Origin of the sequence: Pseudomonas sp. S44 (assembly GCF_016624805.1) — a bacterium.
Taxonomy (GTDB): Bacteria; Pseudomonadota; Gammaproteobacteria; order Pseudomonadales; family Pseudomonadaceae; genus Aquipseudomonas; species Aquipseudomonas machongensis.
Map to the genome: position 1 here is coordinate 61046 of NZ_JACVTY010000027.1, position 15023 is coordinate 76068.

At 63.5% G+C, this 15023-nt stretch carries 13 protein-coding genes; 2 read left to right on the forward strand and 11 right to left on the reverse strand.

Features of this window, described 5'->3' with window-relative positions:
* Nucleotides 1-56: 56 nt before the first annotated feature.
* From pgi to dksA, 10 genes are all read right to left on the reverse strand, one after another.
* A complete protein-coding gene (gene pgi / locus IAE40_RS19295) occupies nt 57-1721 on the reverse strand; it encodes a glucose-6-phosphate isomerase (protein WP_112897274.1) in 1665 nt (554 codons plus the stop codon).
* A 200-nt stretch (nt 1722-1921) separates the two neighbouring features.
* Nucleotides 1922-2785: a pantoate--beta-alanine ligase gene (panC, locus tag IAE40_RS19300; protein WP_200603706.1), complete on the reverse strand. Its 864-nt coding sequence runs from the start codon at nt 2783-2785 to the stop codon at nt 1922-1924.
* Complete coding sequence (gene panB / locus IAE40_RS19305; RefSeq protein ID WP_200603707.1) at nt 2782-3582, reverse strand: 3-methyl-2-oxobutanoate hydroxymethyltransferase; 801 nt, start codon at nt 3580-3582, stop codon at nt 2782-2784. Before panB ends, panC begins: the two co-directional genes overlap by 4 nt.
* A 250-nt stretch (nt 3583-3832) precedes the next feature.
* Entirely contained in the window at nt 3833-4312 is a 480-nt protein-coding gene (gene folK, locus IAE40_RS19310; RefSeq protein WP_153774511.1) for a 2-amino-4-hydroxy-6-hydroxymethyldihydropteridine diphosphokinase, read from the reverse strand.
* Nucleotides 4313-4314: 2 nt separating this feature from the next.
* On the reverse strand, nt 4315-5706 hold the full coding sequence (locus IAE40_RS19315; protein WP_065861593.1) for a polynucleotide adenylyltransferase PcnB: 1392 nt from the start codon (nt 5704-5706) through the stop codon (nt 4315-4317).
* A 757-nt stretch (nt 5707-6463) separates the two neighbouring features.
* Nucleotides 6464-7915, reverse strand: a complete 1452-nt coding sequence (locus IAE40_RS19320) for a sigma-54-dependent transcriptional regulator (RefSeq protein WP_054892598.1) — start codon at nt 7913-7915, stop codon at nt 6464-6466.
* A 4-nt stretch (nt 7916-7919) separates the two neighbouring features.
* Nucleotides 7920-10895 carry a sensor histidine kinase gene (locus tag IAE40_RS19325; protein WP_162714346.1) on the reverse strand — a complete coding sequence of 992 codons (2976 nt, stop codon included), beginning with the start codon at nt 10893-10895 and terminating at the stop codon, nt 7920-7922.
* Nucleotides 10879-11055: a hypothetical protein gene (locus tag IAE40_RS19330; RefSeq protein WP_003250005.1), complete on the reverse strand. Its 177-nt coding sequence runs from the start codon at nt 11053-11055 to the stop codon at nt 10879-10881. The genes IAE40_RS19325 and IAE40_RS19330 overlap by 17 nt, the downstream gene beginning before the upstream one ends.
* A 157-nt stretch (nt 11056-11212) precedes the next feature.
* Nucleotides 11213-12100, reverse strand: coding sequence for a tRNA glutamyl-Q(34) synthetase GluQRS (gene gluQRS / locus IAE40_RS19335; RefSeq protein ID WP_054892596.1), 888 nt, complete (start codon nt 12098-12100; stop codon nt 11213-11215).
* Between the two features lie 63 nt (nt 12101-12163).
* Nucleotides 12164-12610, reverse strand: coding sequence for an RNA polymerase-binding protein DksA (dksA, locus tag IAE40_RS19340; protein ID WP_153774513.1), 447 nt, complete (start codon nt 12608-12610; stop codon nt 12164-12166).
* A 210-nt stretch (nt 12611-12820) separates the two neighbouring features.
* On the opposite strand from dksA, the gene IAE40_RS19345 reads away from it, so the two are divergent.
* Nucleotides 12821-13993: a pyridoxal phosphate-dependent aminotransferase gene (locus IAE40_RS19345; protein ID WP_200603708.1), complete on the forward strand. Its 1173-nt coding sequence runs from the start codon at nt 12821-12823 to the stop codon at nt 13991-13993.
* A complete protein-coding gene (gene sfsA / locus IAE40_RS19350) occupies nt 13993-14706 on the forward strand; it encodes a DNA/RNA nuclease SfsA (RefSeq protein WP_054892593.1) in 714 nt (237 codons plus the stop codon). Before IAE40_RS19345 ends, sfsA begins: the two co-directional genes overlap by 1 nt.
* Here sfsA and IAE40_RS19355 read toward each other — a convergent pair.
* The gene (locus tag IAE40_RS19355; protein ID WP_153774516.1) at nt 14696-15013 is read right to left on the reverse strand and encodes a Rieske (2Fe-2S) protein; all 318 of its coding nucleotides are present in this window, start codon (nt 15011-15013) and stop codon (nt 14696-14698) included. The two genes, sfsA and IAE40_RS19355, sit on opposite strands and share 11 nt — an antisense overlap.
* Between the last annotated feature and the right edge of the window lie 10 nt (nt 15014-15023).

Genomic DNA, 15023 nt, shown 5'->3' on the forward strand with positions numbered 1-15023 from the left:
GCCCGCTCCTACAAGGGCCTGCAGGAGCGGGCTCGCCCGCGAATTCAGCGTTCAGGTCAACCGCGATGACGTCCGCGGAAGTAGTTGATCAGCCCTTGGGTCGAGCCATCTTCGGCGCTGTCTTCCAGGCTGCCGACCAGACGCTGGTAGACGCCCTTGCCCAGCTCCTTGCCCAGCTCCACGCCCCACTGGTCGAAGGCGTTGATGCCCCAGACCACGCTCTGCACGAAGACCTTGTGCTCGTACATCGCCACCAGCGCGCCAAGGCGGCGTGGGCTGATGCGCTCGACCACCAGGGTGTTGCTCGGGCGGTTGCCCGGAATCACCTTGTGCGGTGCCAGCTTTTCGATATCTGCTTCGTTCAGGCCTTTGGCGCGCAGCTCGGTCTCGGCTTCCTCGCGAGTCTTGCCGAGCATCAGCGCTTGGCTCTGCGACAGGCAGTTGGCATACAGCCACTGGTGATGGTCGGCCACCGGGTTGAAGCTCACCACCGGCACGATGAAGTCGGCCGGAATCATCTGGGTGCCTTGATGCAACAACTGGTGATAGGCGTGCTGACCGTTGCAGCCAACGCCACCCCAGATCACCGGGCCGGTCTCGGTTTTCACCGGGGAACCGTCGGTCAAAACGCTCTTGCCGTTGGACTCCATGTCCAGCTGTTGCAGGTGCTTGGTGATGTTACGCAGGTAGTGGTCATACGGCAGGATCGCGTGGCTGCTGGCATTCCAGAAGTTGCCGTACCAAACGCCGAGCAGGGCCAGCAGGACCGGCATGTTCTTCTCGAACGGGGCGGTCTGGAAATGCTGGTCCATGGTGTAGGCGCCGGAGAGCAGCTCCTTGAAGTTGGCAGTACCAATGGCCAGGGCGATCGGCAGGCCAATGGCCGACCACAGCGAATAGCGCCCGCCCACCCAATCCCACATCGGGAAGATGTTTTCTTCACGAATGCCGAAGGCCACGGCGGCGGCCTTGTTGCTGGAGACTGCGATGAAGTGGCGATAGAGCTCGGCTTCAGAGCCGCCCTGGGCGAGGTACCAGGTGCGTGCCGCCATGGCGTTCTTCAGGGTTTCGAGGGTGTTGAACGACTTCGACGAAACGATGAACAGGGTGGTTTCGGCGCGCAGGTTGGCTGACAGTTCGTGGAACTCGCTGCCGTCGATGTTGGCCAGGTAGTGGCAGCGCACGCCGCGCTGGGCGTAGGGCAGCAGGGCCTCGGAAACCAGTTCGGGGCCGAGGAAGGAGCCGCCGATGCCGATGTTGACCACGTCGGTGATCGGTTTTTCGCTGTAGCCGCGCCACAGGCCGTCGTGGATGCGGCCGACCAGTTCGGTGATCTGGTTGAGGACCTTGTGCACTTCGGGCATCACGTTGACGCCACCCACGCTGAGCTTGTCGCCAACCGGGCGGCGCAGGGCGGTGTGCAGTACCGGACGGCCCTCGGAGCCGTTGATGATCTCGCCGCTGAACATCGACTTGATCGCATCAGCCAGGCCGACTTCCTGGGCCAGTTCGACCAGCAATTCGCGGGTCTTTTCGTTGATCAGGTTCTTCGAGTAATCGAGAAAAAGGCCGCAGCTGCTGAGCGAGAATTGCTCGAAGCGCTTGGGGTCGGCTGCGAAGGCGTCGCGCATGCTGAATCCCTGCATGGCATCGCGGTGCTGCTGGAGCGCCTGCCAGGCGGGCAGGGCCGTCACATCGTGGGGAGTGCGGTAATACGCCATTGCGGATGGTTTCCTTCGGGCATGGTCAGGCTTTGACACTGGCAGTCTTTGCCAGTTGCAGGAGAGGCCCATTATAGGCATTGGCCAGGCGGCGGGAATGGGCAGGGGCAGGAGGAGGATGAAATTTTTGCGGGGTTTCGGGACAAGGTAAGACAGTTGCGGCCTCCTCGCACGTAGTGCTGCGAAGAGGCCGGTCTGGATTACGCCGAAGGCTCGTCCAGATGCAGGTAGAGGTTGTCGATCAACCGCGTGCTTCCCTGATACGCCGCCCCCAGAATCACCAGGTCGCGATCGTCCGGTTGCGCAGGCTTCAGGGTCAGTGCATGACGCACTTCCAGGTAGTCCGGGCGGAACCCGGCGGCCACCAGTTTGGCCTGGCCCTCGTCGAGCAATGCCGCGAAGTCGCGTCGCCCGCGACGAATACCATCGGCCAGTTGGCCCAGCGCCTGGTACAGCGCAGGTGCTGCAGCGCGTTGCTCAGCGTTGAGATAACCGTTGCGCGAAGACAGCGCCAATCCGTCTTCAGCCCGCACGGTCGGCTCACCGATGATCTGGATTGGCATGTTCAGGTCACGCACCATGGCGCGGATGACCGCCAACTGCTGGTAGTCTTTCTCGCCAAACACGGCCAGATCCGGCTGGACCATGTTGAACAGCTTGCTGACCACCGTCGCCACACCCACGAAGTGCCCGGGGCGGCTGGCGCCGCACAGGCCTTCGGACAGTTGTGGCACGCTCACCCGCGTCTGCACGGTCATGCCGTCGGGGTACATCTCTTCGACCGTGGGCGCGAACAGCAGATGGCAACCGGCCTGCAACAGGGTTTCCTGGTCGGCGGCGAGGGTGCGTGGGTATTTGTCGAGGTCTTCGCCTGCGCCGAACTGCAGCGGGTTGACGAAAATGCTGGCCACCACGAAGTCGGCGCGCTGGGCGGCCTTGGTCACCAGCGCGGCATGGCCGCTGTGCAGGTTGCCCATGGTCGGGACGAAGGCGATCCGCTTGCCTTCGCCACGGGCGCGCGCTACGGCGGCGCGCAGTTCGCGGACAGTCTTGACGGTATTCATGCGCTGAACCCGTGCTCAGGTGCTGGGAAGCTCACGTCCTTGACCTGCTTGACGTAGGCAGCCAGGGCGCTCTGGATATCGGGCTGGCCAGCCATGAAGTTCTTCACGAATTTCGGCACGCGGCCGCTGAGCGACAGGCCCAGCATGTCGTGCAGCACCAGTACCTGACCGTCGGTACCACTGCCGGCACCGATACCCATCACTGGAATGCTCACCGCCTGGGAAATCTCCGTGGCCAGCTCGCTGGGCACGCATTCGAGCAGCAGCATGGCGGCGCCAGCCTGCTCGAGGGCGATGGCATCGGCGCGCATCTGTTGCGCCTGGCCTTCCTGGCGCCCCTGGACCTTGTAGCCACCGAGCACGTTGACGGTCTGCGGGGTCAGGCCCATGTGCGCGCACACCGGCACGCCGCGGTCGGCCAGCAGACGGATGGTTTCGCCCAGCCAGGCGGCACCTTCGACCTTGATCATGTGCGCACCGGCGCGCATCAGCTTGGCGCAGTTGGCGAACGACTGCTCGAGCGTGGCATGGGCCATGAAGGGCAGGTCGGCCAGGATCAGCGCACCGTCGTTGCCGCGTTTGACGCAGGCGGTGTGGTAGGCCATGTCGTCGGTGGTGACGGGCAGGGTGCTGTCATGGCCCTGCAGGACCATGCCGAGCGAATCGCCAACCAGCAGCACCTCGACGCCGGCCTGGCTGGCGGCCTTGGCGAAGGTGGCGTCATAGCAGGTCAGCATGGTGATTTTCTCACCCTTGGCCTTCAGGCCATGCAGGGTGGTCAGGGTTACTTCAGGCATGTAGCGAAATCCTCGTTCAGGCGCTGTGAAAAACGACTGCGTACAACGCGTGTATTCATCTTCCGGAGCGGCACATCATCGTGCGTGATGTTCGGTCACAGGGCTGTCCGGGCCTAAATGGGTGTGATGCGGCATACGGGCGCCGCGGGACGCCTATAGTCGTGAGCGATGGGGGGGAAGTCAATCACCCTGTTACCGCATTGTTACGATCAGGGTGTTACTGGCGTTACCGATGGCTGAAACGCCCGGATTACAAGCGTTCCAGCCCGACGAACGGGCAGTCCTGGAGCAGTTGCGCGAGGCTGCGGCCGTCTGCCAGATGGAAGTCGTCAGGGACCAGTTCGGCCAGTGGATAAAGCACGAAGGGGCGGGCATGCAGGTGGTAATGCGGCACTTTCAGGCGTGGCACATCGATGAGCTGATCGCCGAACAGCAGTACATCCAGGTCAAGTGTGCGCGGGCCCCAGCGCTCCTTGCGCACCCGACCCTGGTCGTTCTCGATACCCTGCAGGGCATCGAGCAACGCCAGCGGTGCCAGCTCGGTGTCCAGGGCAGCGACCGCATTGGTGTAGCGCGGCTGGCCGGGCAGCAGGGAGTCACTGGTGTACAACGACGAAGTGGCCACCAGGCGCGTCCCGGCGATCTGATCCAGCGCCTGGAGGGCGCTGCGCAGTTGCTCGGCGGGGGCGTCGAGGTTGCTGCCCAGGCCAATATAGGCGCGTACCGGCATGCTCAGTCGAAGGCCTCGTCGCCACCACCGCTCTTGCGCTTGCTGTTGCTGCGCTTGCGTTTGCGCGGGGCTGGCCCCGAGCCTTCGTCACGGCTACCCAGCTCGCGGATCATGTCGCGGCGTTCGCTGTCGTGGGCGTCCTGGTAGTCGGTCCACCATTGGCCCAGATCATCGGTTTCTTCGCCGGCACTTTCGCGCAGCAGCAGGAAGTCGTAGCCGGCGCGGAAACGCGGGTTGTCCAGCAGCATGTCGGCACGTTTGCCGCTGCGCCGTGGCAGGCGTTCCTGCATGTCCCAGATTTCGCGGATCGGCAGGGTGAAGCGCTTGGGAATAGCAATGCGCTGGCACTGTTCGGCGATCAGGTCGTGGGCGGCTTCGTTCATCGCCGGGATCGGCGGTACGCCCTGGCTTTGCAGGTACAGTGCGCGTGCCGGCAGGGCAGGCCACAGCAGTGCGGCGAACAGGAAGGCCGGGGTCACCGGTTTGCCCTGCTTGACGCGCAGGTCGGTGTTGGCCAGAGCCTGGCTGATCAGGGTGTGTGTGTAGGTCGGGCGCTCATCCAGGGCATGGGCGCTGGCCGGGAACAGGGGCTCGAACAGGTCCAGGTCGACCAGCATCTCGAAGGCGATTGCCCCCTGGCCCGACAGGAACAGCTTGAGCACTTCCTCGAACAGGCGCGCCGGCGGGATTTCGCGCAGCAGCTTGGCCAATTCGCGGATTGGCTGGACGGTGTGCTTCTCGATGCCGAAGTCGAGCTTGGCGGCGAAACGCACCGCGCGCAGCATGCGCACCGGGTCTTCCTGGTAGCGGTGGGTCGGGTTGCCGATCAGGCGCAGCAGGCGATTGCGAATGTCGTGGACGCCATTGGCATAGTCCAGGATGCGCTCGCTGACCGGATCGTAGTACAGGGCGTTGATGGTGAAGTCGCGACGCTGGGCGTCGTCTTCGAGGGTGCCGTAGACGTTGTCGCGCAGGATTCGCCCGTTGGCGTTGTGCGACGAACGGTGGCTGTCCCCCTGGTCATCTTCGCTGTGATGGGCGCGGAAGGTGGCGACTTCGATGATTTCGCGGCCGAAATGGATGTGGACCAGCTTGAAGCGCCGGCCAATGATCCTGGCATTGCGGAACTCGGCACGCACCTGTTCGGGCGTGGCGCTGGTGGCGACGTCAAAATCCTTGGGGGTAATGCCCAGCAGGAGGTCGCGCACGCAGCCGCCGACCAGGTAGGCCTGGTAGCCGGCGCCCTGCAGGCGCTCGACGATGCTCACGGCGTGGCGGCTGAACTGGCTGCGTTGCAGCGAGTGCTGGCTCTTGTTGATCACTTCAGGCGTGGTGCGCCTGTGGTGCTGACCACTGATGGGAGGACGGAACGACTGGAACAGCTTCTTCAGCATGGGATGCACTGTTTGAAGGAATGTTCGGCCAAGACTAGGAGAATGGCCGCATGATGGCGGGGGATTCTAGCATTTACTGGCGGAATGGTGTAGGCGGTGCCGAAAGGCGATTAAGGCGGGGAGAAACGACATGGGGAGCCTAAGCTCCCCATCAAGTCGTTGCGTGCTCTTATTGTTTTTTTATCGGGCTTCTTGTTTTTGTTGAGTGCCCTGTCCACACAGCTTGAAGCGTGTGGACGACCCCAAATCCAGGGGTGAAGAGCAAACGGATTGCTTTGGTCGCTGATGCTATGCTGATCAATCGATCCAACCAGTTCAGGCGCTGCTTTAGTGCAGTTTTTGTTGTTCTCTGCCTGGTTGTGGGGCAAGCCCCAAACACAACTCCTCTCCAAAAGAATCAGTTAGCTGCGCCTCCGCCGTCTTGTTCTTGTTATGCGTGAGCCGTTTCGTCTTGTTCTTATTCTGAGTAGCAGTGCTTGTTATTGTTCTTGTACGAAAGATATAGCAGGTGGCGTGCCAACTTTTTCAAATCCAATGAAATCAAGGGTTTGCGTATTTTCGGTCAGCCCGAAAGGCGGGGGAATGTAGAAATTTCGTTACCGTATGCCTCGGTTTGTTACGTCGCGGGCGGCTGAGGTAACAGATTTTTCATGGTAACCGGGTGTTACCGGCTGACGAGGGGGCAGGTGTCATCGGGGGGCTGGCCCCTGAACGCAAAGCGCCGACCCAGGGTCGGCGCTGTAGAGCTGTGGACGTATCAGTTCTCGCTGGCGACGTTGCTCTTGCGCCGCGGAATCCCCAGGCGCTGGCGACGCTCCCACAGGCACTTGCGGCTCACACCCAGCTTGCGGGCCAGCTCCGTCTCGGTCATGTGGTCCTGGTGTTCGAGGACGAAGTGCTGGAAGTAATCCTCCAGCGACAGGTCTTCTGTCGGCTCGTGGCTGGCGTTGTTACCACCGACACCTGCGACCACCGGCAGGCTGTCGAGCAGGTCGTCGTCTTCAAGGCCGCTCAGTTCGATGTCGATGCCCAGCAGGTCGGCGGATATTTCCGGGCTTTCGCTGAGAATGACCGCGCGCTCGACGGCATTCTCCAGCTCACGGACGTTACCCGGCCAGCTGTAATGGCGGATGGCTTGCTCGGCATCGCTGGAGAAATGCAGGTCGTCACGGCCGATGCGTGCGCTCTGTCGGGCGAGGAAGGCATTGGCAATCTCGTTGACGTCGCTACCGCGCTCGCGCAAGGCGGGCAGTTTCAGGGCGATGACGTGCAGACGGTAATAAAGGTCTTCGCGGAACTGGCCGGACTTGGCCAGGTTCTTCAGGTCACGGTGGGTCGCGGCGATCAGGCGCACATCGACCTTTTGCGACTGTACCGAGCCGACCCGGCGGATCTCGCCTTCCTGCAGCACACGCAGCAGTCGAGCCTGGGCCTCCAACGGCAATTCACCGATCTCGTCCAGGAACAGGGTGCCGCCGTCCGCTGCCTCGACCAGGCCGGCACGGCCAGCGCTGGCGCCGGTGAAGGCGCCTTTCTCATGGCCGAACAGCTCGGATTCGATCAGCGTTTCCGGGATGGCCGCGCAGTTCACCGAGATCATCGGTGCCTTGGCGCGTCGCGAGAGGTTGTGCAGGGCACGGGCGACCAGCTCCTTGCCGGTACCGGACTCGCCCTGGATCAGGACATTGGAGTCGGTAGGGGCGACCTTGCGGATCTTGCTGTACAGGTCCTGCATAGGGGGGCAGGAACCGATGATGCCGATCTCGCCGTTGGCCGAGGCGCCGGTCTGCTTTTCAGCCCCTGGTGCTTTGCCGTTGCTGCGCACGTCGGCCGTGGCCGCAGTGGCGACCGGGGCATTCTGCCGGTCGCGCAGGATGCGCGCGACAGCCTGGAGCATCTCGTCATGGTCGAAAGGCTTGGCGATGTAGTCCACCGCACCCATTTTCATCGAGTCGACCGCCGAGCGCAGGCTGGCGTAGCTGGTCATGATCAGCACCGGCGTGCCCTGGCCGAGCTTGATCAGCTCGGTGCCCGGTGCCCCGGGCAGGCGCAGGTCGCTGACGATCAGGTCGAAGGTGGCAATGCTGAAGCGTTCCTGGGCTTCCTGCACCGAGCCGGCTTCGCTGACCTGGTACTGGTTTCGCTCGAGCAGACGACGCAGGGCCGAACGGATGATGGTTTCGTCTTCGACGATCAGAATGTGCGGCATTGATTCAATTCTCTCGACGGTCTCGAATTTCAGGGGACGTCGCTACGACATGCCGGGGCAGGGTCACGCGGATCCGTGTGCCACGTTGCCGATCGAGATCGGCCGGGCTGTCGATGGTGATTTGCCCATAATGCTCTTCCACGATGGAATAGACCAGAGCGAGCCCCAGTCCGGTTCCCTCGCCAGGGTCCTTGGTGGTGAAGAAGGGCTCGAACAGGCGATCCATGATGTTCTTCGGAATACCGCTGCCCTCGTCTTCGACGATAAGGTCGACGGTATGCTCGCTCGCTTCGCTGCGCACGCGCACGGCGCTGCCGGGTGGCGAGGCGTCGCGGGCGTTGGACAGCAGGTTGATCAGCACCTGGGCCAGGCGTTGCGGGTCACCCTCGGCCCAGTGGTCCGGGTCGCAAAGGTTGAAGAACTGTACTTCGAAATTGCGCCGATTCAACGCCAGCAGACCGATGGCATCCTGCGCGACCTCGGCCAGCGACACGGGCTCTTCGGTATTCTGGTGGCTGCCACCTGCGTGGGCGAAGCTCATCAGCGACTGTACGATGCGCGAGACACGCTTGGTCTGTTCGAGGATCTGGCTCGACAGCTCGATGATCTCGCCGTCGCCTTCGCGTTCCTCGCGCAGGTTCTGCGCCAGGCAAGCGATGCCGGTGATCGGGTTGCCGATCTCGTGGGCCACGCCCGCAGCCAGGCGGCCGATACTGGCCAGGCGCTCGGAGTGCACCAGCTTCTCTTCGAGGGCCTGGGTCTCGGTGAGGTCTTCGACAAGCAGCACCAGGCCGCTGTTACCCGGTGCCAGCGGCTCGTCGATGGCCGCCTTGTGCAGGTTGAGCCAGCGCGGCTGGCCATCGAGGGCCAGGCGTTGCTTGTGCAGGTGCTCGTCGGGAAGGTCGATGAAGCCTTGCAGCAACCCGCGCCAAGGTTCGGCGATGGTCACCAGGCGCGAACCGACAACGTGCTTGGCGGCGATGCCGGTCAGCTCCTCCATGGCCCGGTTCCACATCAGGATTTCCTGGTCCTTGGCCAGCGAGCAGACACCCATGGGCAATTCCTGCAGCGTCTGCCGGTGGTAGCGGCGCAGCGCATCGAGCTCGGCGGCAAGGCCGGTCAGGCGCGAGTGGTAGTCCTCGAGACGACTTTCGATGAAGTGAATGTCTTCGGTGACGTAGTTCTCGTTACCGGACTTGTAGGGCAGGAAAGTCTCGACCATGTCCTGGGCTACGCTGGGGCCCATCAGCCCCGAGAGGTTGGCCTCGATGCGGTCACGCAGGCGACGCAGGGCGTAGGGGCGGCGTTCGTCGAAGGGCAGGTAGAGGTCACGCAGGGCCTGCTCGACTTCTTTTTGCGCGGCCTTGGCGCCCAGTGGCTTGGCCAGTTGGGTAGCGAACTCCTGGGGTGAGGCCGCATGCAGTTCGCGACGTTGCGGGCGGCGCACATTGTCCACTGCGCAGGCCTCGGCGGCGCTGACCTCCTCGCTGCTGGCGTTGGTGAACAGCGAGATCAGGGTGAACAGCAGCACGTTGGCCGCCAGCGAGGCGATGGCCGCCATGTGCCAGCTGGTGTCGTCCAGCACGTAGATCATGTTCAGCAGCGGGATGTAGAAGCCCTGCACATTGCCCAGCAGCGGCAGCAGCATGGTGACCATCCACACCAGTGTGCCGGCCAGCAGGCCGGCGATGAAGCCGCGTCGATTGGCGGTTGGCCAGTACAGTACCGAAAGCACACCCGGCAGGAACTGCAGCGTGGCGACGAAGGCGACGATGCCCAGGTTGGCCAGGCTCTGGTGGGTATTCTGGGTCAGGTAGAAGACGAAGCCTGCGGTGATGATCGCGACGATCAACGCGCGGCGCGTCCATTTCAGCCAGCGGTAGATGTTGCCCTCGGCAGGGGGCTGGTAGAGCGGCAGCACCAGGTGGTTGAGGGCCATGCCCGAGAGCGCCAGGGTGGTGACGATGATCAGGCCGCTGGCCGCTGACAGACCGCCGACGTAGGCGAGCAAGGCCAGTGCCTCGTTGTTGGCGGCGATGCCCAGGCCCAGGGTGAAGTATTCCGGGTTGGTGCTTGCACCCAGGCGCAGGCCAGCCCATAGCACCAGCGGGACCGCCAGGCTCATCAGCAGCAGGAACAGCGGCAGGCCCCAGCTGGCGCTGACCAGCGAGCGCGGGCTGAGGTTCTCGGTGAAGGCCATGTGGTACATGTGCGGCATGACGATCGCCGAGGCGAAGAACACCAGCAGCAGCGTGCGCCATGGTCCCTCCTGCAACGGCGTGTGCAGCGCGGCCAGTGCCGTCTGGTTCTGCAGCAGCCAGACTTCCAGCTCGTGCGGCCCACCGAACACCCCATACAAGGCGTACAGGCCGATGCCGCCCAGGGCCAGCAGCTTGATCACCGACTCGAAGGCGATGGCGAACACAAGGCCTTCGTGCTTCTCGCGGGTGGCGATATGGCGTGAGCCGAAGAAAATGGTGAAGAGAATGATCAGCACGCAGAAGGCGAATGCCACGCGCGCCTTGACCGGCTCGCCGGTCAGGATGCTGATGGAATCGGCCACCGCCTGGATCTGCAGGGCCAGCAACGGCAATACGCCGATCAGCATGATCACCGTGGTCAGGGCACCGGCCCAGGTGCTGCGGAAACGGAACGCCAGCAGGTCGGCCAGTGAGGAGAGCTGGTAGGTGCGGGTGATCTTGAGAATCGGGTAGAGCAGCACCGGTGCCAGCAGGAAGGCGCCGGACACGCCCAGGTAACAGGCGAGGAAGCCGTAGCCGTACTGGTAGGCCAGGCCTACCGAACCATAGAACGCCCAGGCACTGGCATAGACGCCCAGCGACAGGGTGTAGGTCAGGGGGTGGCGGATGACCGAGCGCGGGATCAACCCGCGTTCGCTGACCCAGGCCACGCCGAACAGCACCAGCAGGTAGGCGGCGCTGATCAGGATCATCTGGGTAAGGCTAAAGCTCATCGGCATCTCGTTGGCTCTGCAGGATGAAGGTGACGACGATCAGGATCAGCCAGAGCAGATACGGGCGGTACCAGGCTCCGGTCGGTTCGATCCACCAGTCCATGATGGCCGGGGAGAACAGATAGATCCCCACGACCAGAAGCAGGACCAAGCGATAGATATACATGCGGGCCTCGATGGCAGGGCGCTGCGGATTTGAGCTTCTTATTATTGGCGCAAATGGCCGGGGCGATGCTAGCGGGATTCTGGGGTGTTCGCCAAGAGTTTGAATTTGTTGGGGTTTTGAATCGTGCAGAGTTTGCCTCGCGAGAGGGGCGGCCGCGTCAGCGCAGATCTGCTTCCGGCACTGTCAACCGCCGCGCAATCGCCTCAGGTTTCCACTGCCTGCGCGCCACCGCCAGGACCTCTGCCGCACTGGCGCCTTCCAGCGCCGGGTCACTCGCCTGCCCCAGTGCCCGTAACGCGCGCAGCAGCAACGGTGTGGCCTGGTCCGCCTGCAGCGGTGGTGAACGGTACGATTTGCCCAGCTTGTGCCCATCAGGCTGCACGATCAGCGGAATGTGCAGGTAGCGCGGTTGCGAGAACCCCAGTAGTTCCTGCAGGTACAGCTGGCGCGGGGTGTTGTCGAGCAGATCGGCGCCGCGCACGATGTCGGTCACGCCTTGCCAGGCATCGTCCAGCACCACTGCCAGTTGATAGGCATACAGCCCGTCGCGGCGCTGGATGACGAAATCCCCCACCTCGCGTCCAAGGTGCTGCTGGTATTCCCCCTGTACGCGGTCGTTGAAGCGGTAGAGCAGTTCGGGCACCCGAATACGGATGGCGGCATTTTCGCGGGCATGGCCAGCGTTGCGGCAGAAACCGGGATAGATGCCGCCATACCCTTCCAACTGCTTGCGCGAACAGGTGCAGGCGTAGGCCAGGCCCATGCTGAACAGGCGATCGACCACCGTGGCGTAGGCCTCATGACGCTGGCTCTGGAACACCACTTCGCCATCCCACTCCAGGCCGTAACGTTCGAGGGTCTGCAGGATGGCGTCACGGGCACCGGGCATTTCCCGGGGCGGATCGGTGTCCTCCATACGCAGCAGCCAGCGCCCATCGACGGCGCGGGCATCGAGCCAGGAGGCGAGGGCGGCGACCAGCGAGCCGAAATGCAGGAAGCCACTGGGGGTGGGGGCAAATCGCCCGATATAGCGGGAGTCGTTCATGGATGTGCTGGGCATATAAATGAAACGGGGCGCTCGATGCGCCCCGTTCGAAGGGAAGAAGGATCAGCCTTTGCCGACCGTCTTTTCCTTTTTCTCGGCAATTTCCTTGCAGTCGAAGCACAGGTCTGCGGTAGGACGGGCTTCCAGTCGGCGCAGGCCGATCTCGATGCCGCAGGAGTCGCACCAGCCGTATTCCTGGTCCTGGATCTTCTGCAAGGTCTTGTCGATCTTCTTGATCAGCTTGCGCTCACGGTCGCGGTTACGCAGCTCCAGAGCGAACTCTTCTTCCTGGCTCGCGCGGTCCGCAGGGTCCGGGAAGTTGGCTGCTTCGTCCTTCATGTGGTCTACGGTACGGTCCACACTGGCCATCAGCTCGCCTTTCCAGGCATTGAGGAGCTTGGTGAAGTGCTTGCGCATGGGCTCACCCATGTACTCCTCACCCTTGGTTTCTTTATAGGGCTCGACACCGTACATGGTCTGACCGGTTTTTTGCTTTTCTACGGTGGACATGAATAGACCGCCTCTCACTCATCTGATCCAATGCGCAGGATGCTCCATCTCCGGCGACCGCCGGCCCTGCGACTGCGAGCCGCCGAACTTACCAGATAGATCGGGGGTGCGCTACCCCGCCCGATCCGAGGTATTGACAGCAGCCCGCGTCGCCCGTTCGGTGTTTCTCGACAGTAGAATCACCAGTTTAGACCCAATTGAGAGAAGGTCATGGCCCACTCCTACAGTGCGCGCAGCCGCGCCATCGAACCCTTCCATGTCATGGCGCTGCTGGCGCGTGCCAACGAGCTGCAGGCGGCTGGCCATGATGTGATCCACCTGGAGATCGGCGAGCCGGACTTCACTACGGCCGCGCCGATCGTCGAGGCCGGGCAGGCCGCGCTCGCTGCAGGGCATACCCGCTACACCGCCGCCCGTGGCCTGCCGGCGCTGCGCGAGGCCATCGCGGGCTTCTACGGCCAGCGTTATGGCCTGTCGGTGGATCCCGAGCGCATCCTCGTGACGCCAGGGGGTTCCGGTGCGCTGCTGCTGGCCAGCAGCCTGCTGGTGGATCCGGGCAAGCACTGGCTGCTGGCCGACCCAGGCTACCCGTGCAACCGCCATTTCCTGCGCCTGGTCGAAGGCGGCGCGCAACTGGTACCGGTGGGGCCGGAGGTGAATTACCAGCTCACCGCCGACCTGGTCGAGCGGCACTGGGACAAGGATACCGTGGGTGCGCTGGTGGCTTCGCCCGCCAACCCGACCGGCACGGTGCTTGACCGTGAGGCGCTGGCCAGCTTGTCCCGGGCCACCCGTGAGCATCATGGGCACCTGGTGGTGGACGAGATCTACCATGGCCTGACCTACGGCATGGACGCGCCGAGCGTGCTGGAGGTGGATGACGACGCCTTCGTCCTGAATAGTTTTTCCAAGTATTTCGGCATGACCGGCTGGCGTCTCGGCTGGCTGGTGGCGCCGCCTTCTGCCGTGGCTGACCTGGAGAAGCTGGCGCAGAACCTCTACATCAGCGCGCCGAGCATGGCCCAGCATGCTGCGCTGGCGTGCTTCGAGCCCGGCACCCTGGCCATTTTCGAAGAACGCCGCGCCGAGTTCGCCCGGCGCCGCGACTACCTGCTGCCCGCCTTGCGCGAGCTCGGTTTCGGCATCGCCGTGGAGCCGCAGGGCGCCTTCTATCTATATGCCGACATCAGTGCTTTCGGCGGCGATGCCTTCGCCTTCTGCCGCCATTTCCTGGAAACCGAGCACCTGGCCTTCACGCCTGGGCTGGACTTCGGCCGTCACCAGGCCGGGCATCACGTACGCTTTGCCTACACCCAGAGCCTGGCGCGCCTGGAAGAAGCGGTGCAGCGCATCGCCCGTGGCCTGCGGAGCTGGCAACCCTGATGCTGTTTTTTCCCGAGCTCGAACAGGCGCGTCTGCTGCGCCGCTACAAGCGCTTCCTGGCCGACATCGAGCTGGCCAATGGCGAACAGATGACCATCCACTGCCCGAATACCGGCTCGATGCTCAATTGCATGCGCGACGGCGGGCAGGTCTGGTTCAGTCGTTCCAACGATCCCAAGCGCAAGCTGCCGGGCACCTGGGAGATCAGCGAAACGCCCCAGGGGCGCATGGCCTGCGTCAATACCGGCAGGGCCAATGCCTTGGTCGAGGAAGCCCTGCGCGCGGGCGTGATCACCGAGTTGGCTGGGTTCACCGCGCTCAAGCGTGAGGTGGCCTATGGCGAGGAGCGCAGTCGCGTGGATTTTCGCCTGGAGTTCGCCGATGGCCCGGCTTATGTCGAGGTCAAGAGTGTGACCCTGGGCTATCCCGATACGGCGGTGGCGGCCTTTCCTGACGCGGTGACCCAACGCGGTGCCAAGCACCTGCGCGAGCTCGCTGCACTGGCCCGCCAGGGTGTTCGCGCCGTGCAGTTGTACTGCGTCAACCTCACCGGCATCGAGGCGGTACGTCCGGCCGAAGAGATCGACCCCGGCTATGCCCAGGCACTGCGCGATGCGGTGGCCGATGGCGTCGAGGTGCTGGCCTATGGTGCACGCCTTGACGCCGAGCAGATCGTCATCGATCGCCGCCTGCCGGTATTGCTCAATCCTTGAGCCAGATGCCCTGGCTGTCTTCGTGGCAGTCCAGGGCCTGCAACGACTCGCCCTCGCAGGGGCCCGACACGCATTCGCCGGACTCGATCAGGAACAGCGCGCCATGGTGGGCGCAATGAATCAGGCTGGCGCTGTCATCGAGGAAACCGTCCGGCGCCCAGTTCAGGGTGATGCCGCGGTGCGGGCAGTAGTTGCGGTACAGGTACACCCGGCCCTGGCGGCGCACGCCGAACAGCGTTTCACCGGCTACGCTGAAGGCGCGGCTGCGGCCTTCTGCGAGGGCTTGGGAGGAGCAGAGGAAATGCATTGCAGATAAG

Bases quoted from the DNA above. Each gene is read 5' to 3' on its own strand.
- pgi (WP_112897274.1), bottom strand. From the start codon at position 1,721: ATGGCGTATTACCGCACTCCCCACGATGTGACGGCCCTGCCCGCCTGG.
- panC (WP_200603706.1), bottom strand. From the start codon at position 2,785: ATGAATACCGTCAAGACTGTCCGCGAACTGCGCGCCGCCGTAGCGCGC.
- panB (WP_200603707.1), bottom strand. From the start codon at position 3,582: ATGCCTGAAGTAACCCTGACCACCCTGCATGGCCTGAAGGCCAAGGGT.
- folK (WP_153774511.1), bottom strand. From the start codon at position 4,312: ATGCCGGTACGCGCCTATATTGGCCTGGGCAGCAACCTCGACGCCCCC.
- IAE40_RS19315 (WP_065861593.1), bottom strand. From the start codon at position 5,706: ATGCTGAAGAAGCTGTTCCAGTCGTTCCGTCCTCCCATCAGTGGTCAG.
- IAE40_RS19320 (WP_054892598.1), bottom strand. From the start codon at position 7,915: ATGCCGCACATTCTGATCGTCGAAGACGAAACCATCATCCGTTCGGCC.
- IAE40_RS19325 (WP_162714346.1), bottom strand. From the start codon at position 10,895: ATGCCGATGAGCTTTAGCCTTACCCAGATGATCCTGATCAGCGCCGCC.
- IAE40_RS19330 (WP_003250005.1), bottom strand. From the start codon at position 11,055: ATGTATATCTATCGCTTGGTCCTGCTTCTGGTCGTGGGGATCTATCTG.
- gluQRS (WP_054892596.1), bottom strand. From the start codon at position 12,100: ATGAACGACTCCCGCTATATCGGGCGATTTGCCCCCACCCCCAGTGGC.
- dksA (WP_153774513.1), bottom strand. From the start codon at position 12,610: ATGTCCACCGTAGAAAAGCAAAAAACCGGTCAGACCATGTACGGTGTC.
- IAE40_RS19345 (WP_200603708.1), top strand. From the start codon at position 12,821: ATGGCCCACTCCTACAGTGCGCGCAGCCGCGCCATCGAACCCTTCCAT.
- sfsA (WP_054892593.1), top strand. From the start codon at position 13,993: ATGCTGTTTTTTCCCGAGCTCGAACAGGCGCGTCTGCTGCGCCGCTAC.
- IAE40_RS19355 (WP_153774516.1), bottom strand. From the start codon at position 15,013: ATGCATTTCCTCTGCTCCTCCCAAGCCCTCGCAGAAGGCCGCAGCCGC.